The sequence below is a fragment of the Paraburkholderia sp. WS6 genome (assembly GCF_030464835.1).
Lineage (GTDB): Bacteria > Pseudomonadota > Gammaproteobacteria > Burkholderiales > Burkholderiaceae > Paraburkholderia > Paraburkholderia madseniana.
This window is the reverse complement of sequence record NZ_JALQCK010000045.1, coordinates 39,739-65,447: the sequence shown is the minus strand read 5'-3', so window position 1 is coordinate 65,447 and position 25,709 is coordinate 39,739. Positions and strand designations below refer to the sequence as shown.

22 protein-coding genes are annotated in these 25,709 nt (G+C 64.5%); 7 read left to right on the top strand and 15 right to left on the bottom strand.

The window, feature by feature from the left end; genetic code table 11:
- The first annotated feature begins 19 nt into the window (after window positions 1-19).
- The 6 genes from M0D64_RS36610 to guaD all read left to right on the top strand — a co-directional run bounded on the left by M0D64_RS36610 (window position 20) and on the right by guaD (window position 8,613).
- Window positions 20-529, top strand: coding sequence for a disulfide bond formation protein B (locus tag M0D64_RS36610; protein ID WP_097390115.1), 510 nt, complete (start codon window positions 20-22; stop codon window positions 527-529).
- Window positions 530-874: 345 nt separating this feature from the next.
- A complete protein-coding gene (gene xdhA, locus M0D64_RS36605) occupies window positions 875-2,422 on the top strand; it encodes a xanthine dehydrogenase small subunit (protein WP_266261304.1) in 1,548 nt (515 codons plus the stop codon).
- Complete coding sequence (gene xdhB, locus M0D64_RS36600; protein ID WP_266261303.1) at window positions 2,422-4,869, top strand: xanthine dehydrogenase molybdopterin binding subunit; 2,448 nt, start codon at window positions 2,422-2,424, stop codon at window positions 4,867-4,869. The genes xdhA and xdhB overlap by 1 nt, the downstream gene beginning before the upstream one ends.
- A gap of 127 nt (window positions 4,870-4,996) precedes the next feature.
- Window positions 4,997-6,010 carry a xanthine dehydrogenase accessory protein XdhC gene (gene xdhC, locus M0D64_RS36595; RefSeq protein WP_266261302.1) on the top strand — a complete coding sequence of 338 codons (1,014 nt, stop codon included), beginning with the start codon at window positions 4,997-4,999 and terminating at the stop codon, window positions 6,008-6,010.
- Between the two features lie 97 nt (window positions 6,011-6,107).
- Entirely contained in the window at window positions 6,108-7,160 is a 1,053-nt protein-coding gene (locus M0D64_RS36590) for an adenosine deaminase (RefSeq protein ID WP_266261301.1), read from the top strand.
- Window positions 7,161-7,266: 106 nt separating this feature from the next.
- Window positions 7,267-8,613, top strand: a complete 1,347-nt coding sequence (guaD, locus tag M0D64_RS36585) for a guanine deaminase (protein ID WP_266261300.1) — start codon at window positions 7,267-7,269, stop codon at window positions 8,611-8,613.
- 124 nt (window positions 8,614-8,737) lie between these two features.
- Here the strand turns inward: guaD and M0D64_RS36580 are convergent, their stop codons facing one another.
- Window positions 8,738-9,991: an NAD(P)/FAD-dependent oxidoreductase gene (locus M0D64_RS36580; protein ID WP_266261299.1), complete on the bottom strand. Its 1,254-nt coding sequence runs from the start codon at window positions 9,989-9,991 to the stop codon at window positions 8,738-8,740.
- 106 nt (window positions 9,992-10,097) lie between these two features.
- On the opposite strand from M0D64_RS36580, the gene M0D64_RS36575 reads away from it, so the two are divergent.
- Window positions 10,098-10,826, top strand: coding sequence for a class I SAM-dependent methyltransferase (locus M0D64_RS36575; protein ID WP_266261298.1), 729 nt, complete (start codon window positions 10,098-10,100; stop codon window positions 10,824-10,826).
- 26 nt (window positions 10,827-10,852) lie between these two features.
- Here M0D64_RS36575 and M0D64_RS36570 read toward each other — a convergent pair whose 3' ends face one another.
- From M0D64_RS36570 to M0D64_RS36505, 14 genes are read right to left on the bottom strand one after another with little or no spacing between them, the layout of a single operon-like run.
- Window positions 10,853-11,275 (bottom strand): signal peptidase, encoded by a 423-nt coding sequence (locus M0D64_RS36570; RefSeq protein WP_154559953.1) that lies wholly within the window; start codon window positions 11,273-11,275, stop codon window positions 10,853-10,855.
- A gap of 35 nt (window positions 11,276-11,310) precedes the next feature.
- A complete protein-coding gene (locus M0D64_RS36565) occupies window positions 11,311-12,540 on the bottom strand; it encodes a beta-ketoacyl synthase (RefSeq protein WP_266261297.1) in 1,230 nt (409 codons plus the stop codon).
- Window positions 12,537-13,763 carry a beta-ketoacyl-ACP synthase gene (locus tag M0D64_RS36560; RefSeq protein WP_266261296.1) on the bottom strand — a complete coding sequence of 409 codons (1,227 nt, stop codon included), beginning with the start codon at window positions 13,761-13,763 and terminating at the stop codon, window positions 12,537-12,539. Before M0D64_RS36560 ends, M0D64_RS36565 begins: the two co-directional genes overlap by 4 nt.
- Window positions 13,763-14,488: a 3-ketoacyl-ACP reductase FabG2 gene (locus M0D64_RS36555; protein ID WP_154559950.1), complete on the bottom strand. Its 726-nt coding sequence runs from the start codon at window positions 14,486-14,488 to the stop codon at window positions 13,763-13,765. Before M0D64_RS36555 ends, M0D64_RS36560 begins: the two co-directional genes overlap by 1 nt.
- Window positions 14,485-14,970, bottom strand: a complete 486-nt coding sequence (locus M0D64_RS36550; RefSeq protein ID WP_154559949.1) for a hotdog family protein — start codon at window positions 14,968-14,970, stop codon at window positions 14,485-14,487. The genes M0D64_RS36555 and M0D64_RS36550 overlap by 4 nt, the downstream gene beginning before the upstream one ends.
- 8 nt (window positions 14,971-14,978) lie before the next feature.
- On the bottom strand, window positions 14,979-16,175 hold the full coding sequence (locus M0D64_RS36545; RefSeq protein WP_266261295.1) for a beta-ketoacyl-[acyl-carrier-protein] synthase family protein: 1,197 nt from the start codon (window positions 16,173-16,175) through the stop codon (window positions 14,979-14,981).
- A complete protein-coding gene (locus M0D64_RS36540; RefSeq protein ID WP_266261294.1) occupies window positions 16,172-18,583 on the bottom strand; it encodes an MMPL family transporter in 2,412 nt (803 codons plus the stop codon). Before M0D64_RS36540 ends, M0D64_RS36545 begins: the two co-directional genes overlap by 4 nt.
- The gene (locus tag M0D64_RS36535) at window positions 18,583-19,275 is read right to left on the bottom strand and encodes an outer membrane lipoprotein carrier protein LolA (RefSeq protein ID WP_266261293.1); all 693 of its coding nucleotides are present in this window, start codon (window positions 19,273-19,275) and stop codon (window positions 18,583-18,585) included. Before M0D64_RS36535 ends, M0D64_RS36540 begins: the two co-directional genes overlap by 1 nt.
- The gene (locus M0D64_RS36530; RefSeq protein WP_266261292.1) at window positions 19,263-19,694 is read right to left on the bottom strand and encodes a thioesterase family protein; all 432 of its coding nucleotides are present in this window, start codon (window positions 19,692-19,694) and stop codon (window positions 19,263-19,265) included. Before M0D64_RS36530 ends, M0D64_RS36535 begins: the two co-directional genes overlap by 13 nt.
- Window positions 19,691-21,307, bottom strand: coding sequence for a histidine ammonia-lyase (gene hutH / locus M0D64_RS36525; RefSeq protein WP_266261291.1), 1,617 nt, complete (start codon window positions 21,305-21,307; stop codon window positions 19,691-19,693). The genes M0D64_RS36530 and hutH overlap by 4 nt, the downstream gene beginning before the upstream one ends.
- A complete protein-coding gene (locus M0D64_RS36520) occupies window positions 21,294-23,081 on the bottom strand; it encodes a glycosyltransferase (protein WP_266261316.1) in 1,788 nt (595 codons plus the stop codon). Before M0D64_RS36520 ends, hutH begins: the two co-directional genes overlap by 14 nt.
- The gene (locus tag M0D64_RS36515; protein ID WP_266261290.1) at window positions 23,081-24,799 is read right to left on the bottom strand and encodes an AMP-binding protein; all 1,719 of its coding nucleotides are present in this window, start codon (window positions 24,797-24,799) and stop codon (window positions 23,081-23,083) included. The genes M0D64_RS36520 and M0D64_RS36515 overlap by 1 nt, the downstream gene beginning before the upstream one ends.
- Complete coding sequence (locus tag M0D64_RS36510) at window positions 24,796-25,458, bottom strand: hypothetical protein (protein ID WP_266261289.1); 663 nt, start codon at window positions 25,456-25,458, stop codon at window positions 24,796-24,798. The genes M0D64_RS36515 and M0D64_RS36510 overlap by 4 nt, the downstream gene beginning before the upstream one ends.
- Complete coding sequence (locus M0D64_RS36505) at window positions 25,458-25,709, bottom strand: acyl carrier protein (RefSeq protein ID WP_020069032.1); 252 nt, start codon at window positions 25,707-25,709, stop codon at window positions 25,458-25,460. The genes M0D64_RS36510 and M0D64_RS36505 overlap by 1 nt, the downstream gene beginning before the upstream one ends.

The following is a 25,709-nucleotide window of genomic DNA, read 5'->3' as shown; positions in this document are numbered from 1 at the left end:
CCAGACAGCCACACGACCCATGAATAACGACAATGCGATGCTGCGCCGCGAGCGCTCCCTGCTGGTTCTGCTTGGCCTGATCTGCGTCGGCCTCGTCGCCGGCGCGTTGTATCTGCAATACGGCTTGCACGAAGACCCGTGTCCGCTGTGCATCATCCAGCGGTATTTCTTCCTGCTGATCGCGATTTTTGCGTTCCTCGGCGCGCGCTTTAACAGTTGGCGTGGCGTGCGGCTGCTGGAAGTGCTGGCGGCCCTGTCGGCCCTGGGCGGCATCGTGACCGCCGCCCGGCACGTCTATGTGCAGGCCAATCCGGGCTTCAGTTGCGGCTTTGACGCGCTGCAGCCGGTGGTCGACAGCTTGCCTCCCGCGCAGTGGCTGCCGGGCGTCTTCAAAGTGGCAGGGCTCTGCGAAACAGCCTATCCGCCGATTCTGGGCCTGTCGCTGCCCACCTGGTCGCTGGTGGCGTTCGTCGTGGCTTTCGTGCCGCTGGCGCTGAGCCTGGTTAAGAATCGCCGCCGGATCGCCTGATCGGCGCTTCCGGTCGATCTGATTGAATCGGCGCCGGCCTTTGATCCGTCTTCTCTGACGGGTTGAAGGCCGGCGTTTTCACGTCCGCTCCGCCCCCTTTTCTCGCCGCGCCCCGTCCCTCAAGGCTTTGCGCCACTCATCCCGCCTCACGCAACTTCCCGCCCTGGCGCGAATCGTACTTATCTCATGACCGCTTCCGAATAAGCTTCATGCGAGTTGGGAAATCTTTTCGGGACGAGGTAGTGCTATCTTCGGAACTGGATGGCGATCTACGTGCGCGAGGCCGGCTTTGGCGCGACCCCATGCGTAACGCGCGCCCGGTCCGCACTGTCTTTCGGATTCGCCATGACAACGCAAACCATCCGCTTTTATCACCAGGGGTCCGTCCGTGAGGTCGCGGGCGTCCCGGCGTCGCGCACCGTGCTTCAGCACCTGCGCGAGGACTTGCATTGCACGGGCACCAAGGAAGGCTGCGCGGAGGGCGACTGCGGCGCCTGCACGGTGGTGATCGGCGAACTGGATGCACAAGGCGGGCTCGCGCTGAAAGCGGTCAACGCCTGTATTCAGTTCCTGCCGACGCTGGACGGCAAAGCCCTCTTCACCGTCGAAGACCTGCGCGCCGCCGACGGCGCCCTGCACCCCGTCCAGCAGGCCATGGTCGATTGCCACGGCTCGCAGTGCGGTTTCTGCACCCCCGGCTTCGTGATGTCGATGTGGGCGCTGTATGAAAACCAGCCGGCCGCCGCCGGCCTGCCCACCCGCGATGAGATCAACGCCGCGCTGTCCGGCAATTTGTGCCGCTGCACTGGCTACCGGCCGATTGTCGATGCGTCGCAGAAAATGTTCGACTATCCGCAATACCCACGCGTGACGCTGGACCGCAAGGCGGTCGCCGACAAGCTGCGTGAGATCCAACGCCGCGACACCTTCGAGTACAGCGCGCCCGATACGCGTGGCGCCACGTTCGGCTCGCCCACTTTCCATGCACCGATCTCGCTCGACGCGTTCGCCAAACTGCGCGCCGAGCATCCGCAAGCGCGTCTGCTGGCTGGCAGCACCGATGTCGGCCTCTGGGTCACCAAGCAGTTCCGCGATCTCGGCGACATCCTGTACATCGGCAACGTCGCCGAATTGAAGACGATCGAGCGCGATGCGCAGACGCTGACAATCGGCGCCGCCGTGACGCTCGAAGACGCCTACGCGGCGCTCGCCGTCGACTACCCGGAACTGGCCGAGATGTGGACGCGCTTCGCGTCGCTGCCGATCCGCAATGCCGGCACACTCGGCGGCAACGTCGCGAACGGCTCGCCAATCGGCGATTCGATGCCTGCGCTGCTCGCGCTCGACGCCGAAGTCGTGCTGCGCCAAGGCGCCAAAACCCGCACGCTGAAGCTCGACGCGTTCTACCTCGGCTATCAGAAAACCGCGCTCGCGGCCGGCGAATTCGTCGCAGCGCTGCGCGTGCCGCGTCCGGCGCGTGATCTGCGCTTCCGCACCTACAAGGTGTCAAAGCGTTACGATCAGGACATCTCCGCGGTGTGCGCCGCATTCGCGCTGCACATCGTCGAAAACGGCGCGATCAGGGAAGCCCGTATTGCATTCGGCGGCATGGCTGCGACGCCTAAACGCGCCGCGCAAACCGAGGCCGCGCTGAATGGCGCAACATGGAACGAAAGCACCGCGCGGCAAGCGATGAACGCACTCGTCGCCGATTACCAGCCGCTCACCGACATGCGCGCCTCGAGCGCCTATCGACTGAAGGTGGCGCGCAATCTGTTGTGGCGCTTTCACCTCGAAACGCGCGATGACGCGCCGCTCGCCCTCTTCGACGTGAATGCGTTCGCGTACGAAGCCGGCGCGCCCGACGCGGCCGTTGCGAAGGAGTCGTCGTGATGAACCGGACTGATGCTTTCGTCGAACATGCTGCCAGGCACGCCGCCGTTCAGGAGAGCGAGACGGCGATCGGCATCTCCTTGCCACATGAATCGGCTGCGCTGCATGTGAGCGGCGAAGCCACCTACACCGACGACGTCCCCGAATTGCAAGGCACGCTGCACGCAGCGCTCGGGCTGTCGCGGCACGCGCACGCGCGGATCGTGTCGCTCGATCTGGACGCTGTCAGAAAAGCGCCTGGTGTGATCGCGGTGCTGACCGCCGAAGATATCCCCGGCGAGAACAACTGCGGCCCGGTGCTGCATGACGATCCGATTCTCGCTGTAGACGAAGTGCTGTATCTCGGTCAACCGGTGTTCGCGGTGATCGCCGAAAGTCATGATCTCGCGCGGCGCGCGGCAGCGCTGGCGAAAAGCGATGACGTCGTGCGATATGAACCGCTCGAGGTCGTCCTCACTCCCGCCGAAGCGAAAGCCAATAAGCAGTTCGTCCTGCCGCCGCTGCATCTGAGGCGCGGCGAACCCGATGCGAAAATCGCTGCCGCACCGCATAAGATCCGCGGCACGTTCGAAGTCGGCGGCCAGGAACAGTTCTATCTCGAAGGCCAGATCGCGTACGCGGTGCCGAAGGAAATGGACGGCATGCTCGTCTACAGTTCGACGCAGCATCCGAGCGAAATGCAGCAGGTCGTCGCGCATATGCTCGGCTGGCCGGCGCACAACGTCGTGTGCGAATGCCGGCGAATGGGTGGCGGCTTCGGCGGCAAGGAATCGCAATCGGCGGTGTTTGCGTGTGTGGCATCGTTGGCGGCGAAGCTGCTGCGCCGGCCGGTCAAACTACGTGCCGACCGTGACGACGATTTCATGATCACCGGCAAGCGCCACGACGCGGTCTACGAATACGAAGCAGGCTTTGACGATAGCGGCCGCATCCTCGGCGCACGCGTCGAAATTGCCTTGCGAGCCGGCTATTCCGCTGACTTGTCCGGTGCGGTCGCAACCCGTGCCGTCTGTCACTTCGACAACGCGTACTACCTGTCCGACGTCGACATCGTCGCGCTGTGCTGCAAGACCAATACGCAATCGAACACCGCATTCCGCGGCTTCGGCGGCCCGCAAGGCGCGCTGGTGATGGAAGTGATGCTCGACAGCATCGCGCGTCAATTGCACTGCGATCCGCTCGATGTGCGGCTCGCCAACTACTACGGCATCGGTGAACGCGACACGACGCCGTACGGACAGCCCGTCGAAGACAACATCATCGCGCCGCTAACGGATGAGTTGCTTGCGACCAGCGACTACCGCGCGCGCCGCGAAACAATCGCCGCGTTCAATGCAAAAAGTCCGGTGCTCAAACGCGGCCTCGCGTTCTCGCCGGTGAAGTTCGGCATCTCGTTCAACGTGCCGTTTCTGAATCAGGCCGGCGCGCTGGTGCACGTGTACAAAGACGGTTCGGTACTCGTCAATCACGGCGGCACCGAAATGGGCCAGGGACTGAATACGAAGGTCGCGCAAGTCGTCGCGAACCAGCTCGGCCTGCCGCTTTCGCGCGTGCGCGTGACGGCGACCGATACGTCGAAGATCGCCAACACCTCGGCGACCGCCGCCTCCACTGGCAGCGACCTGAACGGCAAAGCCGCCGAAGCCGCTGCGCGGACCATTCGCGACAGGCTCGCCAAACTCGCGGCGAAGCAACTCGGCGGCACCGCCGATGCAGTCGAATTCGCCAGCGGTGAAGTGTCGGTGAACGGCGGTGCGATGCCATTCGAGCAACTGGTCGCCGCCGCATATCTGGCCCGTGTGCAGTTGTGGTCGGATGGGTTCTACACGACACCGAAAGTGCACTGGGATGCGAAAACGCTGACCGGTCACCCGTTTTATTACTTTGCCTACGGTGCGGCCGTGTCGGAAGTAGTGATCGACACGCTGACCGGCGAATGGAAACTGGTGCGCGCGGACGTGTTGCACGACGCCGGCCAATCGATCAATCCGGCGATCGATCTCGGCCAGGTGGAAGGCGGCTTCATTCAGGGCATGGGCTGGCTCACCACCGAAGAATTGTGGTGGAACCGCGATGGCCGCCTGATGACGCATGCGCCGTCGACGTACAAGATTCCCGCCGTCAGCGACACACCCGCGGCGTTCAATGTGCGGCTTTATCAGAATCAGAACGTCGAGCCGACCGTGTTCCATTCGAAGGCAGTAGGCGAGCCGCCGCTGCTGTTGCCGTTCTCGGTGTTCCTCGCGATTCGCGACGCGGTTGCGGCCGCGGTGCCGGGTGCGGAAAACGCACCGCAGCTTCGCGCGCCCGCGACACCCGAAGCGATTCTCGACGCGCTGGACGCGTTGCAATCGCCTGAGACGACGACGGAGCCCGCGACAGGACAACCGGCGGAACAACCAACGGAAGCGGTAGTCGCAGCCTCAACCGCCACCACACCGGTCTAGCAACTTGATGAACCGTTGAACGACGTTAAGCAACTTAAAGCCTGGGCCCGACGCGACACGAACGCGTCCCGCCACACTCAACCGGCCGCACGGACACCCCGCGCGGCCATGTATGGAGAACCGCCGGATGCAAGCCTGGCTACCTGACCTGCAACATCTGCTCGCGCACGGCGACGCCGCCGTGCTGGTGACGGTCGCACGCGTCGAAGGGTCGGCGCCCCGCGAAGCCGGAACCAAGATGATCGTCACACGCGATTCGGCCAAGCACACGATCGGCGGCGGGCACCTCGAATGGAAAGCCATCGAGACCGCGCGCCAGGTGCTGCGCGACGGCATGCGCTCGCCGCATATGCGCCGCCTCGAACGTTTCGCGCTTGGCCCCAGTCTCGGCCAGTGCTGCGGCGGCGCCGTGATTCTCGCCTTTGAACGCCTCGACATCGGCGACCTCGGCTGGATCACCTCGCTTGCGAAACGCGTGGCCGCGGGCCTTTCGACAGTGCGTAGCGTATCATTCGGCCCCGCGCCGGATGCGGTGATGCTGTCCGACCCCGAACCGGGTGTCGATGCCTCCGACTGCCTGCTGTGGGACGGCGCCGGTTTCGACGACAGCGGCGCGCTGCTCACCGAAACCATCGCACCAGGCGACTTCCAGGTCGTGCTGTTCGGCGCCGGTCACGTGGGCGCGGCGCTGGTTCGCGTGCTGGCCACGTTGCCTTGCACGGTACGCTGGGTCGACGAACGCGACGCGCAGTTTCCCCCCGTGGAGACGCTGCATGCGCCCAACGTGAAGATCGATCCGAACGATGCGCCCGACGAAGCCATCGACCAGGCCGCGCCGCACACGTACTTCATCGTGATGACGCACAACCATGCGCGCGATCTCGAGTTGGCCGAGCGCATTCTGCGGCGCGGCGATTTCGCGTTCTTCGGCATGATCGGCTCGCACAGCAAGCGCAAGCAGTTCGAACATCGGCTGGCCGCGCGCGGCATCGATCCTTCGCAGATTGCGCGGATGAAGTGCCCGCTCGGCGTCGACGGTATCGTCGACAAGTCGCCGGAGATCATTGCGATTTCCGCGGCGGCTCAAGTGTTGCAGGCAGTGGAGGCGAATGCGGGCGCACACGCGGCGCAGACGGTCTGATTTGCCGCACAATCGACCTGCCGCCTCACAGCGATTGCGTTCTGTCCTGCATCCCGCATCCGGCGCGAACCGACTCCAAACTAAATGCTGACCGACCATGAATACAACAACCGCTACTCCCACGGCACTCATTGAGAAAACCGCTCGCGCACCGAAGGCCGAGTTGCACATTCATATTGAAGGCTCGCTCGAACCCGAGCTGATCTTCGCGCTTGCCGAACGCAACGGCGTGAAGCTCGCGTACGAGTCGATCGAAGCGCTGCGCGCCGCGTATGCGTTCACTGATCTGCAATCGTTCCTCGACATCTATTACGCCGGTGCGAGCGTGCTGCTGCACGAGCAGGACTTCTACGACATGACAATGGCGTATGTCGAACGCTGTCTCGCCGACAACGTGATCCACAGCGAAATCTTCTTCGATCCGCAGACGCATACGGAGCGTGGCGTGCCGATCGCAACCGTCGTCGCAGGCATTGATCGCGCGTTGGCCGATGCGGAAAAGCGCGGTATGACGAGCAAGCTGATTCTGTGTTTCCTGCGTCACCTATCGGAAGAAGACGCGCTCGCCACGTTCGAAGAAGCGCTGCCGCTGTTCGAGCAATACAAACATCGGCTGATCGGCGTGGGTCTCGATTCGTCCGAACGCGGCCACCCGCCTTCGAAGTTCGAACGCGTCTTCGCCAAGGCACGCGCGTTCGGTCTGAAACTGGTCGCACATGCGGGCGAAGAAGGCCCGCCGTCGTATATCTACGAAGCGCTCGATCTGCTGAAAGTGGACCGCGTCGACCACGGCGTGCGCAGCATCGAAGACCCGGCGCTCGTCACGCGTCTCGCCGATTCGCGCGTCGCGCTGACCGTGTGCCCACTGTCGAACCTGAAACTCTGCGTGTTCGACGACATGACCAAGCACACGCTGAAGGACCTGCTCGATCGCGGCGTCGCCGTCACGGTGAATTCCGACGATCCGGCTTATTTCGGCGGTTACGTGAACGCCAACTATTTCGCCACCATCGACGCGTTGAAGCTCAACGATGCCGAGGTCTACACGATCATCCGCAACAGCTTCGAAGCGTCGTTCGTCACGCCCGAGCAACGCAGCGAACTGATCGCGAAGCTCGACGCGCACTGGCACCCAGGCGGCCCGCACTGACGGGCCAATGAATGGCAGCCGGCGGCGGCACGGGTTCGTTTCGGACCCGGAATCAAGCCGCCGTCTGCGCTGTTTAGCTCCTCACAAATACGGAGACGGTTTTTCCATGACTCAACCGACACAATCAGCGTTCCGCGCACAACTGCTGACCTTCAACGGCGACCCTGCGCAATCGCCCAACGCGGCGGTCTTCAACGAGGACGGTTTGCTGATCGTCGAAGACGGCCATGTCGTCGCAGCGGGCGCGCATGCAGCGCTCGCGTCGCAACTCGCGCCGGGCACCCAGGTGCAGGAAATGCGCGACAAGCTGATCGTGCCGGGTTTCATCGATACGCACATTCACTATCCGCAGACCGACATGATCGCGTCGCCGGCGCCGGGTCTCCTGCCGTGGCTCGACACGTACACGTTCCCGACCGAGCGCCGTTTCACCGATCCGGCGTATGCCCGCGACACGGCGAGCTTCTTCGTCGAAGAACTGCTGGCTTGCGGCACGACTACCGCGCTCGTGTATTGCACGGTCCACAAGGAATCGGCCGACGCCCTCTTCACCGAGAGCGAAGCACGCAATCTGCGCATGGTGGCCGGCAAGGTGCTGATGGACCGCAACTGCCCCGAGTTTCTGCGCGACACCGCGCAATCGGGTTATGACGACAGCGCCGAGTTGATCGGCCGCTGGCACAACCGTGGCCGCCAGATGTACGCGCTCACGCCGCGTTTCGCGCCGACCTCGACCGAAGCGCAACTCGAAGCGTGCGGCGTGCTGGCGGGCAAGCATCCGGACATCTTCATCCAGAGCCACGTCGCGGAGAATACCGACGAAGTGAAATGGGTCGCCGATCTGTTCCCGGGCCACCGCAGCTATCTGGACATCTACGATCACTACGGCCTGCTGCGCCGCCGCGCGGTGTACGGCCATTGCATCTACCTCGACGAGGAAGACCGCAAGCGCATGGCGCAAACCGGCACGGTCGCCTCACACTGCCCGACCTCGAACCTGTTCCTCGGTAGCGGCCTGTTCGACTTCGACAAGGCCGACGAAGCCGGCATGCCGATCGCGCTGGCGACCGACGTTGGCGGCGGCACCTCGTTTTCGATGCTGCAAACCATGAACGAAGCGCACAAGGTCGCGCGTCTGACGGGCCATCATCTGACGGCCACGCGGATGTTCTATCTCGCCACCGCAGGGGCGGCCGAAGCACTCGATCTGGCCGACAAGGTCGGCACGCTGAAGCCGAAGTCGGAAGCCGATTTCGTCGTGCTCGATCCGCAAGCCACGCCGCTGCTCGCACGCCGTACCGCACGTACCGAATCGCTCGAAGAACTGCTGTTCGCGTTCGCGCTGCTCGGCGACGACCGCGCGATCTACGAAACGTATGCCGCGGGCAAGCGCGTGCATCGTCGCGACGACGTGCGTCAGCATGCGCCGCGCGTGGCGAAGATCGCGGCCTGATTGGATGGCCTGCTTGACTCTCTAGCGGACTCAGTCGATTGAGAAAAACGGCGCTTCTTTACAGAAGCGCCGTTTTCTTTTGCCCGTGCGGAGCATGGAAATGTTCCGATGCTTACAGCCTTGATCAACGATGCGTGCACACCTCATGCAACGCATTCAAGCGCCGCACCGGATCGGCGACATACGGATTCGTTTCGTCCCACGCGTAACCCGCCAGCACTGAACTGATCATGCGGCGAATCGAAGGCGTCTGCTCCGGATAGAAGATGATGTCCTGCAATTCGCCCGTGTACCACCGCTCCACGAACGCACGGAACGTATCGATGCCTTTGCGCAGCGGCACATCGTAAACCGCCGACCAGTCGACCTGCTCGCCATCCAGTTGCCGGTTCAACGTCTGCACCGCGAGATGCGCGGAACGCAGCGCAATCGTCACGCCGGATGAGAACACCGGATCGAGAAATTCGCCCGCATTGCCGAGCAGCGCATAGCCCGGTCCATGTAAACGCTCGACGTTCGCCGCGTAGCCACCGATATGACGCACCGGCATCAGGAACGGTGCATTGCCGATCAACGGCCCGAGCGTCGGCTCCTGCTGGATCAACGCCCGCAGTTTCGCGTCGCGCTCAGCCTCCGGCACATCGAGGAAACTGGCCTCGGCAACGCATCCCACCGACGACCGGCCGCCCGCCAGCGGAATCATCCAGAACCACACGTCGCGGCGCTCCGGGTGCGTCGCCACGCAGATCTTGTTGCGATCGGTCGCGCCAGCCGGAATGCCATCGCGTACGTGCGTGAAGATCGCGGCACGTGTCGGCATGCGCGTAGGCGCTTCGAGGTTCAGCAAGCGCGGCAGCACGCGGCCGAAACCGCTCGCGTCGAACACGAAGTACGCCTCCACTTCATACGCGTTATCCGCTTCGTCGATCACGTCGAGCACCGGCTTGCTGCCATTTTCACCGGTTTGCATCGCGCGCACCGTATGGCCGAAGCGCACGTCGGCACCCTGCTCCGCCGCGCAGCGAATCAGAATATCGTCGAACACCGCGCGCTCGACCTGGTACGTGGTGCCCCACCCCGGCGAATGCTTGTCGCGGAAGTCGAACGCCGACGACTGGTCGCGGTAAACGAAATGCGCGCCGTTCTTGTACTGGAAACCGGCTTCGACCACCGCCTGCAGCATGCCCGCCTCTTCCAGGTAGGCCATGCTTTGCGGCAGCAGACTCTCACCGATCGAGAAGCGCGGAAAATGCTGGCGCTCCAGCACCAGCACCGAACGGCCCGCCCGGCGCAGGAGCGCCGCCGCGACTGCGCCTGCCGGACCCGCACCGATGATCGCTACGTCGACCGTTATGCGCTTTGACGAATGTGTACTCAAGGTTGCCTCAATCGTTTGCTTGCACGGAACAGCGTTACGCTGCGCCCTTACTTTTCGTTACAATTACGCTTCACAGCAAGAACAATATTTCGTCGGGGAGCCCAGCGTGTCGCCATCCGAAACATCCAGTGTGCCTTTCGTGCCGGAAACGGCCTTCGGGATCTGGTTCCTGCGCACTTACACGTGGGAACATCACGTCCTGCGGGTCGCGATCAACGACCTCAAACGCCTGATCGACGCGCCCTTGCCAGCCGCGCCGGTTATCGTCGACGTCGGCTGCGGGCAAGGCATTTCGTTCCACCTGCTTGCCGAAGCGTTCAAGCCGCGCCGCCTTGTCGGCGTCGATTTTCACGAACCGTCGCTGGCGCTTGCCGCCAATGCAGCCCGCGCGTGCCGCGACAAGCTCGCCGATATCGAAGTGCTGCACGGCGACTGCGCGAAATTACCGCTGCCCGATGCCAGCGCCGACATCGTGTTCTGCCATCAAACTTTCCACCATCTCGTCGAGCAGGACCGCGCGCTCGCCGAATTCCGCCGCGTGCTCAAACCAGGCGGCATCCTGCTGTTCGCCGAATCCACCGACGCGTACATCAAATCGTGGGTGATCCGGCTGCTGTTCCGCCATCCCATGCACGTGCAGAAAAGCGCCGACGGCTATCTCGACATGATCCGCCGCGGCGGTTTCCGCTTCGAGCAGCGCAACGTCTCGCTGCCGTATCTCTGGTGGAGCCGCGCGAAAGACTTCGGCCTCCTCGAACGCCTCGGCCTGTACCGCCCGCAACCTGGCAAGCGTCGTGAAACGCTGGTCAATGTCGCGGCGGTCAAGGTGGATTGAATAGTGAGTTCTAAATTCGATTCGACCTAGTTCGCTTCCAGCACGACCAGTTGGCCGCTCACCGCGATGGCGGCCGCGCTCGGGCTCACGCCGCAGGTGAAGTCGGTCGACGAGTTGCTCTCGGTGCTATGAAAGCGCGTCGACACGTCGATCACGGCGTTGGCGTTGCGTTCGTGGGCTGCAGCGCGCAGCTTCTGCACGGCTTGGGCAAGCGCTTCGTGGCATGCGTCATCGGGATTCGCCACCTTGCGCGCGATCCGCACGGAATAGGACACATCGCCCAACTGGCTCTTCACCGCCGGGTGGCTCTGCTGGCCAAAATAGATCTGCACACCACCGCGCGACTGGCCGCCGGCCGCCGCGAGCGGCACCGACTTCACGTCCGTGGCGCACCCCGTTTGCGTCAGCACCACCACTGCCAGTGCACCCAGTACAAAACGTTTTTTCATTTTTATTGCCCTCGTTTTTTTAGATGACGGCCGGTTCAGCCGCCCTGCCACACGTCAAACATCAGGCTTGCGCAACTGCCGCCGAACCCGAATGAAATCGACATCGCGGTGCCGATGCGCGCGTCACGCGTCGTGCGCACGAGCGGCATGCCGTCGACGCCCGGCTCCGGCGTCTCGATGCCTGCCGTCCCCGCGATGAAACCGTCGCGCATCATCAGCAACGTGTAGATCGCCTCGTGCGCGCCGCATGCGCCGAGCGGATGCCCGGTCATGCCTTTGGTCGACGAAAACGCGGGGACTTCAGCGCCAAATACGTCAATCAAAGCGTGCAATTCCTCGACGTCGCCAAGCGGTGTCGACGGAGCGTGTGTGTTGATGTAGTCCGGACACTTGCCCGCTTCGCCCAACGCACCGCGCATTGCCCGCGCGATGCCGGCCGCACACGGCGTGACCATGCCGGCCGCGTCCGTGCAGTCGCCGAAGCCGGTCAGCTCGGCGTAAATGCGAGCCCCGCGCGCCAACGCGTGATCGAGCGATTCGAGCACCAGCACGCCGCCGCCCGATGCGATCACGAACCCGTCGCGCGCCGTGTCGTAGGGACGCGAAGCGCGCTGCGGCGTGTCGTTGAAGCTGCGCGACAGCGCGCCCATCGCGTCGAACATCAGCGTCATGTTGTCGTGCAAGGACTCGCTGCCGCCGGCCAGCACGATTTGCTGACGGCCGGTCTGGATCAACTGCATCGCCTGGCCGATGGCGAGCGCCGACGTCGTGCACGCCGACGACGGCGAATAGCTCACGCCCTCGAGTCCGAACACCTGTGCGACGTTGGCCGACGCCGTGCTGCTCATCGCATGCGGAACCGTATACGGCGGCACTTTGTCGACGCCGCGGGTATTCGCAATCGACATGGACACGTCGTAACTCGACATCGTGCCGACGCCCGAACCAATCACCGTCCCGGCGTGCGGCGAACGCAACGCGGCGAGGTCGAGCCCGGCATCGTCGATCGCTTTCTTCGCCGCGTGGCACGCAAAGCGCGCGGTGTCGCCCATGAAGCGTTCGAGCTTGCGCTCGAACGGCGGCTCCTGCGCGACCGATGCGACGCCCGCCACCTGCGAACCAAAACCGCGCTCACGCCACGCGTCGATCCCCTCGATGCGCGAGCGGCCCGCGCGCAGCGCGGCGGACACGTCGTCGAGCGTATTGCCGAGGCACGACACGATCCCCATGCCGGTGACGACCACGCGTTGCAGTGGCACGCTCATCGAACGCGCCTGAAAATCAGCGACGTGTTGATGCCGCCGAATGCAAAGTTGTTGCTCATCACATATTCGGCGTCGATCTCACGGCCTGTGCCGACGATGTAATCGAGCGATGCGCAGGCCGGATCGACGTTCTCCAGATTCAAGGTCGGCGCATACCAGTTGCGCTTCATCATTTCGATAGTCCACCACGCTTCCAGCGCGCCGCACGCGCCGAGCGTGTGGCCGACATAGCTCTTGAGCGAACTGATCGGCATGCGCGCGCCGAAGGTCTGCGCGGTCGCATGGCTTTCGGCGATGTCGCCGCGGTCCGTCGAGGTGCCGTGCGCGTTCACGTAGGCAATTGCTTCGGGCGGCAGTTGCGCATCTTTCAAAGCGAGCTGCATGGCCAGCGCCATGGTTTCGGCGGTCGGCTGGGTCATATGCGCGCCGTCCGAATTGCAGCCGAAGCCGACGATCTCCGCGTGAATCCGCGCGCCGCGCGCCACCGCGTGTTCGTATTCTTCGAGCACCAGCGTCGCCGCGCCTTCGCCGACCACGAGGCCGTCGCGCGCGGCGTCGAACGGACGCGGCGTGAGATGCGGCTCGTCGTTGCGCGTGCTGGTCGCGTACAAGGTGTCGAACACGGCGACCGCCGGGCCCGACATTTCTTCCGCGCCGCCCGCCAGCATCAGCGTCTGCTTGCCGCTCTGGATCGCTTCATACGCGTAGCCGATCGCCTGACTGCCCGAAGCGCACGCGCACGAGGTCGGGATGATCCGCCCTTTCAGATCCCAGAACAGGCTGACGTTGACCGCCGTGGTGTGCGGCATCATCTGCACGTAGCTGTTCGACGTGACGTCGCTCATCGAGCCGGTTTCGAGCATCGTGCCGAACGCGCGAATCGGCTGCACCGAGCCCGACGACGAACCGTAGGCGACGCCCATGCGGCCGTCCTTGATGCTGGTGTCGTCGGCGAGGCCCGCGTCGGCGAGCGCCAGCTCGCTCGCGCGCACCGAGTACATCGACACCGGCCCCATCGAGCGGGTTTTCTTGCGCGGATAATGCGCAGGCACCGTGAAGCCCGGCAACGGACACGCGAGCCGCGTGTGCAGCGACTCGAAGTAATCCCACTCAGGCATCCGGCGCACCGCGTTCACGCCGCTCTTCAGGCGTGCTTCGATTGCGTTCCAGTCGTCACCGAACGCCGTGACGCCCCCCATGCCCGTAATGACGACGCGTTTCATTACACCATCCCGCCATTGACGCCGATCACCTGACGCGTGACATACGAGGCCGCATCGGACATCAGGAAGCTGACCACGGACGCCACTTCGGCAGGCTGGCCGACGCGGTTCATCGGCACCGTCTTCAATGCCTGCTCGAGCGGCATGTCGTCGAGCATGCCAGTATCGATCAAACCCGGCGCGACGCAATTGACGGTGATGTTGCGCGTCGCCAGTTCGACGGCGAGCGCCTTGGATGCGCCGATCAGGCCGGCCTTCGCCGCGCTGTAGTTGACCTGGCCGCGATTGCCCATCACGCCGGAGACCGACGCGATCGTGACGATGCGCCCGCCCTTTTTCGCCCGCACCATCGGCATGGTCAGCGGATGGACGACGTTGTAGAACGAGTCGAGACCGGTTTCGATCACGATGTCCCAGTCTTCTTCGGTGAGCGCAGGGAATGCGGCGTCGCGCGTCACGCCCGCGCTGCATACGATGCCGTAGTACGCGCCGTGCGCCACGACATCCACTTCAAGCACTTCGCGGCACGCGGCGCGATCGCGCACATCGAATTGCAGCACGCGCGCCGAACCGCCTTGCGCGGCAATGCCCGTTGCCACGGCTTCGGCTTCGGTGCGGCCCGTGCGGCAATGCACCGACACCGCGAAGCCGTCGGCGGCCAACTGATACGCAATCGCACGGCCGATGCCGCGGCTTGCGCCGGTAACGAGAACACGCCGGCTCATGAACTGAAACTCCCTTCGATGAATGACTGAAAATCACGCGGCTGAAAGATCTTGATGACCGCCTCGGCGCAACACACGTCGCCATGATGGATCGTGCATTCGTAGGCGCCGTGGCCTTCTTCGCTGCGCAGCAATTCTGTTGCATGGATCAGCAACTGGGCATCGCCGGCAAACGACGGTTGCAAAGCGCGATAGCTGCGCGAGCCGAGCAGCACACCGGGGCGCGCCTGGCCACCGCCGCGCATGGCCAGCAGCGCAACGTGCGCCGCGATGGCCTGCGCCATCAACTCGATGCCGATCCATGCGGGCATCGCCCCGTCGGCGTCGGCATACCACGCGTCGGCATGAACAGTGGCACGCGCGCTCAGTGCGTCTTCGCTGAACGTGCTCACGGCATCGATCAGCAGCATGGTGCCGCGATGCGGGATGATCGTTTCGATCGGTTGCAGGATGAGATCCTGAATGGAGGGCGTCTGGGTCATCGCGCGCGTCACCGTCCAAGGATCAGGCTGACATTGCTGCCGCCGAATGCAAACGAATTGCTCATCACGTACTGCGCTCCCGCGCGTTGCGGCAGAAAGCGTTCGGTTTCGACCAGGTCGAGCACCGGTAACGTGGGATCGGCAGCGCCGTCCCACAGATGACGCGGCAGCGGCACGGGTTGCGACTCATTCGCGCGTGCCAGCGTCAACCACGCGAAGGCGAGTTCGGTCGCGCCCGCCGCGCCGAGTTGGTGACCCGTCAGCGGCTTGGTGCCGCTCGTCGCCACGCCGTTGGGGAAGACACGCGCCATCAGCTTCGCTTCCATGTCGTCGTTCTTGCGTGTGGCGGTAGCATGCAGATTCACATAGCCGATTGCCGACGATGCGATGCCCGCGTCGGCCAACGCCGCTTGCAGCGCGAGTTCGCCGCCCACGCCTTGGGGGTCCGGCGAGGAAATATGATGCGCATCGCTCGATTCGCCGACACCCGCTAGTCGCACTGCCGCTTCTTCGCGGCTCATCAGGAACACGGCTGCGCCTTCGCCGACGTTGATCCCGCAGCGATTGCGGCTCATCGGATTGCTGCGCACACCGCTGGTCGATTCGAGCGAAGCGAAACCCTGCACCGTCAACTCGCACAGCGAATCGACACCCCCCACCACCACCGCGTCGCACAGCCGCAATTGCAGCAGACGGCGCGCCGACGCAAAGGCCTTCGCGCTCGAAGTGCAAGCGGTCGAGATCGTGAATGCCGGGCCCTGCACGCCGAGCGCGGCGGCGGCGAACGGCGCGGCGGTGCCGATCTCCATCTGCCGGTAATTGAAATTGGCGGGCAGGTCGCCCGCTTGCGCGTGATAGACGAACGCGGCTTCGGCCGCTTCGATACCCGACGTGCTGGTGCCGAGCACCACGCCGATCCGATGCGCGCCGTAACGCTCGCGCGCCGCGTCGACCGCGGGCGCGATCTGTGTCAGCGCGGCCAGCAGCAAGCGGTTATTGCGGCAGTCGTACCGTGCGAGCCCGGCGGGCGGCGCAATATCGAGCGGCGTAAGTACGCTGCCGACAAACGCTTCGCCAATGCCCGTATGCGCGTGCGCCATACCGGGTGCGTGACCGGCGGCAAGCGCTGGGACGATTGCATCGAGGTCGCCGCCGAGCGCATTGATCATGCCGAGCGCGTGCAAATAAACTGATGGCGCCTTCATGCGGCCCTCCTTGATTCCGATGGCATGCCGATCGGCGCGAGCAGCACCGATACGAGGATGCCGAGCGCGAGCGTGGCGCCGAAACTCTCCAGCGCGGGCATCGCGCTCATGCCGAGCATGCCGAACGACAACAGCGTGGTGGCCGATGACAGCAGCACGCCGGTCCACACCGCGCCGAGATCCGCGTCCGCGCGCAAACAGCCTTCGCGCAGAAACACCGCATAGTTTGCGCCAACGCCGAGCACCAGCATCAGCGCGAGCCAGTTGAACAGATTGAGCGGCACGTGAACGTAGCCGAACACCGCGAGCGTGACGACGACCGCGAGCAGCACCGGCAGCGTCACGGCAATGCCGCCGCGCGCGCGGTAGCGCAGCATCAGCAGGACGAGCACGAGCGCGAGCGCACCGCCGAGCCACCACCCGCTGTCCACGCGATACGCGCCGAACAGCTTCGAGACGCTCGCCGCCTTGTCGACGAATACGACGCCGGGCAGCGCCTGCGCGGTGGCGATCAGCGCGGGTTCGTTCTGCGGCGTCACGCCTTGTGGAATCACGACCGCCGCATACGCTTTGGTGGCCGAATCGACTTCACCCAGCCACAGATGCCTGTAGGGCTGCGACCACGGTGCGGCGAGCCACGTGTCGAGCGTAAGCAGCGGCTGCGGTTTCGCATACGCAGCGAGCCAGGCATCGGCGACTTCGTCTTTAAAGCCCGCCTGCAGCAGCGTCGCACGCAATGCCGCGGGATCGTTGAATACGTGCTGCGCAAGCAATGCACGATCTTCGTTTTGCTGCTTCGCGGACGGCACAAACTGCGCCACCGACTGATAGCTGCCGACCTTGTTCGCCGTGCCGCTCAACCCGTCAAGCTTCGCGCCCAGCGCTTCGGCGCGCTGCAAGACGATTTCCGGCGTCTCGCCACGCACGACAAAAAACTGCGCGCTGTTATCGACACCCACCGCCGCGCGCACCTGGTCTTCCTGCGCGACCAGCGAAGGATCACGCTGGATCAGCAGATGGATATCGTCGTCGCTCGTCAGACGCAACCAGCCGGGAATCGCCAAGATCAGCAACAGCGCCGCGACGAACCATGCGCGCTTGCCGCCGATCGTGCGATGCCAGACCGTCAGCACACGCGCCGCACCAGCGAACAGGCGCCGCGGGCCGCGCTTCGGCGGGCGCGTGAGCAGCGCGGGCAACAACCACAGCACGGAGGCATACGCCGTCACAATGCCTGCCATCGCGAAGCATGCAATCTGCTTGAGCGCGGGGAACGGCACCCACGTGAGGATCGCGTAGCCGAGCAGACTGGTGGCAAGCGCAACCGTCAAAGCCGGACGTACCGCACGCGCACCACGGCGCGAATCCCAATCGCGCTCCGCGCCGAGATAGACCACGAAATACTGAATCGAATAATCGACCGCTTCGCCGATCAGGCTCGCGCCGAACACCAGCGTCAACAGATGCAATTGACCGAACACCAGCATCGTGACCGCGAGCGCACATACGATGCCGAGCGCCGTCGAAACGAAACCGAGCAGCAACAGACGCGGCGAGCGGAACACCCACATCATCAGCAACGCAATCCCGCACAGCGACGCGACGCCGATCAGATGCACCTCGTGTTCCGATGCGCTACGTGCCGACTCCGCGTAGAACACCGCCCCGGTTCTCGCCACCGACACTTCGGGGAACGCCTGCTTCAAGGTGCTTTCGCCTTGCGCGAGCGCGGCGAGCACGGCGTGCTGCGTTTTCGATTCGTAGGCGGAGCCCGGCAGCGTAGCTACGATCAGCACGCTGGTCGCGCTGCCGCGATGCGACACCAGCATGTTGTCTTCGAGTTCGAGATTCGACGTGGCGAGCGGCAAACCGCCGAGCCAGTGTTCGAGCCAACCGAATGGGTCGTCGGCGAGTGGCGTGGTCAGGCCGCCGCGCAACGGGCTGTAAATGCGCTGCGCGAGTGCGTCGTGCAGCGCAGGGCTTGCCGCATTGCTCTGCGCGAGTGCCGCGCCGTCAACGGGCGCCAGCAAACCGAACCGATACGGCATATACAACGCGGCGATCTGCGACAGATCGAACGGCGGCAACTCCGCCGTCACCGAGCCGAACGCCCCGCTCTTCTGCAACGATGCGCCGAGTTGTTTCGCTGCCGCTTTGGCGTGCGCGTCATCGTTGCTGGTGACCAGAAAAACCGTGCGGTCGCCCAGCGCGCTCGCCAGCGTATCGACCGCCTTCTCGGCGACCGGATCCGCTTCCGTGGCAGGCAGCAACGCCAGCAGATTGGTCTGCAGCGGCGAAGGTCCCGCGAAACGCCAGCCGCAATACAGCACCGCGGCGAGCGCGAGCAGCAGCCACGCGGCGCGCATGCCCCACGCCTGTTTCGCGGACCGCTGTTGCAGCACCAGCATTACGGCGCTCCGAGCAGGCTGCGCTCAGCCGGCGTTGGTTCGGTCACCGCCGCGCTTTTAGCAAAGTCGAGTTTTGTGATGTCGCCGTTCGCGAGCGTGATGCGCAGGCTTTGAAGATAGTCGCCGCCGTTCATCTGCAAACCTTTGATCGACTGCGCGATCTGCGGCTGGTTCGGCGTGAGTTGCATGCGCCACTGCGCGGCGCTGCCTTCGGCCTGCACGTCGAATTGCGAATACAGAGCCGACAGATCGCCGCCGAGCATCGCGCGCATCATCTTCGAAACCTGCGCGACGCCGCGTGTGCCCTGGGCATTGTGAGCCGTCACGCGCTGGCCGTTGGTGTCGACTTCGGCGACGCCCGCATCGGTGATCACGTAGGTGGCTTTGTACGGCGTGTCGATCTGCCAGATCACGCCACGATCGCGGAAGAACAGCAGTGAACCCGTGCTGACGAGCGGCTGCTTCATCGCCGCGAGCGTTTGCGTTTGCGTGAATTGCGCGCGGACGCCCTTGGCCTGCGCGAGATGGGAGGCGATCTGCGAAACGAGAGCGGGGTTGCCGGCGGACTGTGCAGTTTCAGCCGCAGACGCCACAGTCGGCCATGCTGCCAGACTCGATACGCTCAATACGCTTAGCGTGCCTAGCGCGAGAAACCCGCCCGCTGCCACACCGCGCAAGTTCATCGTCCCCATACACGCTCCAGCTTTTCGAATACGACGGGCGGTGACACGAACTGCAATTCCTGCGTCGCGGCATCGACTGCGACCTGGATCGTGTAGCCCTTCGTCAATCGCGTACCGGATGCGCAATCGACAATTTCATAGCCTATTTTCAGGCGGTTTTCGTGTTCGAGCAGTTGCGTGCGCACTTCGAGCGCCTGGCCGTAGGTGGTCGGGCGCACATACTTCAGATGCGCCTCGACGATCGGCCATAGGTAACCCGAGGCCTGCATCTCGCGGTAGTCGTAGTCGAAGGTGCGCAAGAGCGCCGCGCGGCCGATCTCGAAGTACTTCAGATAGTGGCCATGCCAGCACACGTTCATCGCGTCGACGTCGTGAAACGGCACTTCGACCATCGCGCTGGCTGTCAGCACTTTAGGGGAGCCAGTCATGCGCTCGGGCCTCCGCGATAGTCGTTCAACAGATCGCATGCGGCGATACGTGCAGTCAGCGCGCGCAGGTCGCTTTCCAGCGCGCGGTCCTCGTCGACGAACGGCGACTGCGCCGTCACGCTATCGATGAATACTTGTAGCGGCGCGGGAACCGGCGTGGTGCTGTCGATCTTCAACCGCAGGCGCGCGGCTTGCACCGTCGCCAGCGTATGCGCGGCGGCGACCTGTTCGGTCAACTCCAGCACACGCAAACAGTCGCGCGCGGCGATCGTGCCCATGCTGACCTTGTCCTGATTGTGCGCTTCGGTCGAACGCGAGAACACGCTCGCGGGCATCGTGTTCTTCAACGCTTCGGCCGTCCATGCGGACGACGAAATCTGCACCGCCTTGAAACCGTGATTGATCGCGGCGCGCGCGGGCGCCGCACCCGACAGGTTGCGCGGCAAGCCGTTGTTGAAATTCACGTCGACCAGCAATGCAAGCTGCCGGTCCATCAGATCGGCGAGATTGGCGACCGCGACTTTCAGCGAGTCCATCGCGAACGCGATATGGCCGCCGTAGAAGTTGCCGCCGTGCAGCACGCGCTCGTTGTCGGGATCGATCAGCGGGTTGTCGTTCGCGCTGTTCAGTTCGTTCTCGACATCGCGGCGCACCCACGACAAGGCATCGCGCGCAACGCCGATCACATGCGGCGCGCAGCGAATCGAATAGCGGTCCTGCAGACGATGCCCCGGCGTATCGTCGCGCCCGCTCAGATCGTCGCGAATCCACGTCGCGGCTTCAGCCTGGCCTGCATGCGGCTTCACTTCGAACAGCATCGCGTCGAAGTGCGCGGCACGGCCGTCGAGTGCAACGGTAGAAAGCGCGGTGAGCCGTGCGGTGAGACGCGTCAGATGATCGGCACGCGCGAACGCGAGACAGGCGAGGCCCGTCATTACCGCAGTGCCGTTCATCAGCGCGAGGCCTTCTTTCGGCGCGAGCGTCAGCGGCTCGTGACCCAGTTCGGTCCAGACCTCGCGCACGTTGCGCAGACTGTCTTCGAACATCACATCGCGTTCACCCGCGAGCGCGGCGGCCACATACGAGAGCGGCGTCAAGTCGCCGCTTGCACCGACCGAACCTTCCGACGGAATGCGCGGCAACACGCGATGATTGATCAGATCGGCAAGGCGTTCGAGCAACACCGGGCGCACGCCGGAGAACCCGTAGGCCAGCGAATTGAGTCGCGCGGCGATCACTGCGAGCGTTTGCGCGTCGTCGAGATACTGGCCCATTCCGCAGCCGTGGTAGCGCGTCAACTGCAACGGCAAGGCTTCGACGAGTTCCATCGGCACGTCGACCACGCACGCGTCGCCATAGCCGGTGTTGACGCCGTACACGGTCGCGCCCGATGCCAGATGCCGGCGCAGAAAATCCGCGCCGCGCTGGATGCGCGCACGCCACGCCGGATCGGCGCTCAACGCAACTGGTGCGCGATGGTGGGCGATCGCAACGACTTCTTCGATCGTCAGCTTGCGGCCGCCGATCGTTACCGCCGCCGCCGCGTTTGCGTTCGCGCGGGCATTCTCACTTGCGCTAGCGCTCTGCGCCTCGATCAGATCATGTTCGGCCATGTGTGCCTCGCTTGGGGCTGGCCCAGAAATCGAAGAAATTGAACCATTGATAGGGTGCCTTGCGGCAATAGTGTTCGAGGCGCGCCGCGTAACGCTGCGCCCACGCGGCAAGATGCTGCGCGCGTTCGCGGCGCGGCAACTCGATGCGCTCGGCGAACGGTTCGAAATACAGACGATAGCCGTCGCGCTCTTTCAGACAGAAGAACAGATAGACAGGGCAGCCCAACGCATGGGCGAGCACGTAGGGGCCTTGCGCGAACGGGGCGGTCGAGCCGAGAAATTGCGCTTCCGTCGTGCGGCCCGCTTCGTGTGCCGGCACGCGGTCGCCGACGATCACCAGCAGCTCGCCCGCGTCGACGCGCTCCTGCATCATCATGGCGGTCTCGGGACCGAAGTCGCTGACTTCGAGTAGATGCCGCGCGAACTGGCTATTCGCCGAAGCCAGCACGCTATTGAAGCGCCGCGCGTGTTCGGTGTAGACCACGGCAGTGACTTTCGCGTAGGCGCCCTGCGCGGCGAGCGCGCGGGTCATTTCCAGATTGCCGAGATGCGCGCCGATCACGAGCGCACCTTTGCCGCTTGCGACCAATGCTTCGAATGCCGATGGGTCTTCGAATTTGACGTCGGCGTTGTTGACGCGGCCAGACCATGCCGCGAGCTTATCGAAGCCCGATTGCGCGAACGCCAGCATGTGGCGATAGGCGGACAGCCAACCCGGACGCGGCGTATCGCCGTGCGGTGCGGCTTCGCCAAGACGCGTGAAGTAGTTGCTCGACGCCTCGCGTGCGGCGCGGCCCGTCAGCAGAAAATACGCGACGATCGGATGCAGCCAGAGCGCCGTGAAACGGCGGCCGAACAGCTTGCAACTGAGCGCGAGCAAGGACATGCCCAGATGGCTGCCGCGTTCGGCGATCCGCCACCAGTCCTGGGGGCTTTGTTCGTTTTGTTCAGCGTGCTGGCCGGGTTCGCTCAGGTTGCCCGGCTTGCCCGGTTCGTTCTGCTTAACCGCCTCACTTGCGATCGCCAGACGGCGTGGCATCACTTTGTGCGCGAGCAGCATCGGCAGACGCCACAGCATGCCGAACACGAGGCGCGTGTGGCTGCGGCTGATGCGCACGTTGTCCCACAGCACGTCGAAATGCGAGACGCCATCGATTGCATAGGTGACGCGCGTCGGAATCGAGCGGAACGCGGCGCGCCGCCAGTACAAACGCACGAGAATTTCGATGTCGAAGTCCATGCGCGTCGGCAGTTGCACGCTGTCGATCAGCTCGCAGGCCAGCGCAAGCGGATACAGACGGAAGCCGCACATCGAATCGCGGATCGTCAGCGAGAGCGTTTCGATCCACACCCATACGTGCGTCAGATAACGGCCGTAGAGGCGCGATTTCGGCACGCTCTCGTCGTAGACCGGGCGGCCGAGGATCACCGCGCCCGGTTCGGCGAGCGCCGCTTCGATGAAACGTGGCACATCGGTCGCGTCGTGCTGGCCGTCGGCGTCGATCTGCAGAGCGTGCGTGTACTCCGCAGTGCGCGCGGCGCGCAGTCCCGCCATCACGGCCGCGCCCTTGCCGCCGTTAACTGGCAAACGCAGCAGCGTGAGCTGCCCCGCGTACTGTTGCGCGAGTGAGGCGAGCACCTGCCGGGTCGCCTCGTCGCTGCCGTCGTCGACGACAAAGATCGGCAAGCCGTGCACCGCGAGATGGGCAACGGTCGCGCCGATCGCGTCCTTGTGGTTGTAAATCGGAATAACGATGCAAGGAGCGAAGCGCATCATGCAGGCTCCCGATACACGATCACGCCCGATGCGCATTCACGCCCGCTCAGCCGGTACGCGAACTGCACGCGGCCACGCGCTGCGTCGTGTGCGAGCGTGAGATTCAGCACCGCGCCCGGCGGCACCGGCGCCATGAACTTGAGACGGTCGACCGATGCCAGCGCGCGCACGGCCGGCACGTGTTCGGCCGCCAGATGCATCGCCCAATGCACCTGGACCACGCCCGGCAGAATCGGCAGACCGGGGAAGTGGCCGGCGAAATGCACGAGCGTCGGCGGCACCCGCAGTTCGTAGTGCAGCGTGTCGGCACTGCGGGCTTCGGCGAGCACTTCCACGCCGTCCGCGCGCGGCTCGAAAGCCGCCGCGACCGCAGCCACCGGCAGTTTGCCGCGCGCGTCGAACGGCAACGTGAGGCGGAAACGCCAATGACGCGGCAGCACCACCACATCGAAATAGGCAGCGAGATGCCGGCGCAGGGTTTGCGCGAGCAGCACACGGCCTTCGTCCCGCAATGCCTCGCAGCCGGCTTCCGTCAGCGCCACGACGGCGCCGACGCGCTCGCGCGAGGCGCCTTCAAGCGGCACGATCGCCGCTTGCGCGACATACGGATGCAGCGCGAGACGCGCTTCGAGCTCCGGCAGCGACACGCGCTTGCCGTCCAGCTTGAGCACGCGATCGAGCCGACCTTGCAGGCGGAAGCGGCCATCGGCGTCGAACGCGATCTTGTCGTCCGTGCGATGCCAGCCGGTGTGATCGAGATGCGGCGAGCGGACGTTCAGCGCGCCGTCTTCGTCGCGGCGCACTTCAATGCCGACGACCGGCTGCCAGGCATCAGTCTGGTCCTGACGACGCCACGCGATGCCACCGGTTTCCGTACTGCCGTAGATTTCGAGCGGCGCAGCGCCATAAGCGGCGGCGTATTCCTGCGCGGCTTCCAAGGTGAGCGGGCCGCCCGAAGAAAAGAATGCGCGCGGCGCCGGCGTCAACGCGGCGAAACCAGGCAACGCGGGCCAACGCGACAACTGCGCGGGCGTCGAAACAACCACGGTCGCGCCGCATTGCTCGATCTGAGTTTGCAGATGCAAAGGCTCGATGCTGATCGCGCGGTCGAACGCGCGGCCCGCTGCAAGCGGCCACAGCACGCGAAACAGCAAACCGTAAATGTGATGATGCGGCACGCTCGCGAGCATCGTCGCATCGCCGACCAAAGCGCCCCACTGTTTTTCGAGCGTGTGCACTTCGGCGTTGAATTGCGCGAGGGTCTTGCGGATCGGCTTGGGGGCGCCGCTGCTGCCGGAGGTGTAGAGCGTCAACGGAGCTTGCGGATCGATCGTGTGCGAGGCGCCTGGCGTGTGTGTGGCATCGGCATCGGCGTCAGCGTCAGCGTCTCGCACACCGCGCGGCAGATCGGCGTCGGTCAGCACGGCGTCGTACGCGTCGGCAAGATCGGCGAGATAGCCCGGCGTCGCATTGGCCGGAATCACCGGCTCTTTGCCGCACGCGAACAGCGCAAACAGCGCGCAGGCGAAATCGAACGGATCGTCGATGCATAACGCGTAGCGGCGCGCGTCTTGCGTTTGCATCAGCGTGACCAGAGCCGACACGCGCGCGCGAAACGCTGCGCGGTCGAGCACCGTCGCGCCGTCGCGGCATACCGGCGCATTCACAATGGCGGCCCCATGGCCCGCGGACAACAGATCATGCAGCGCAATCATGCCGCCTCCGAACGCGCGGCTCGCGGCAGCACCACCAGATAACGCCAGATGACCTCGGCCACCAGCAGCACGCCGATCAACCCATACGCAATCGCGCCGTTATAGAGCGACCAGTTTGCGCGGCTCCAATAGAGCGCCGTATAAGCGGAGAACACGCCGTTCAGCGCGAAGAATACGCACCACACCTGGGTCACGCGCCACGTATGGCGCACCGCGCCAGGCGGCAAATTCGGATTGCCCAGCCGCGCGAATTTTTCGATCATCGACGGCCCGCGCACCAGCGTCGCACCGAACGCGATCAACAGGCCCAGATTGACGAGCGACGGATAGAGGCGCAGCAGCAGCTCGCTGTTGGTGAACACGATCGCCGCCGAGGCGCAGCTCAGCAAGCCGACCACGGTCCAGTCGATCGTGGAGAGCCGGCGCAGCGAGGTTGCGACCGGACCACTGCCGGCCCAGCGTTGCAGCCACAGAATCGCAAACAGCATGCAGCCGACATAGCGCGGCGTGTCCCAGCGCCAGGCACACAGAATCAACGCGGGATATGCGAGTTTCAGCAGGACCTGCACCACCGTTTTGGCCCAGTGGCGCTCAGTGCCGGGCGATGCCTCGGCGGGCCGACTCGCCGCCGCTTGCATTCGCGAACGCACGGATGGCATCAGCCTTGTGCCGCCAGCAGGGACTCGACCGCACCGATCACATCGCCGACCGTGCGCACCGACTTGAATTCTTCCGGCTTGATGCGGCGGCCGGTCATTTCCTGCAGTTTGATCGCGAGGTCGACGGCGTCGATACTGTCGAGATCGAGGTCTTCGAAGAGATGTGCGTCGGGCGTCACGCGCTCCGGCTCGATCGCGAAGTTCTCTTTGAAGATGGCGCGGATGCGTTCAAGAATCTCTGCCTCGGACAC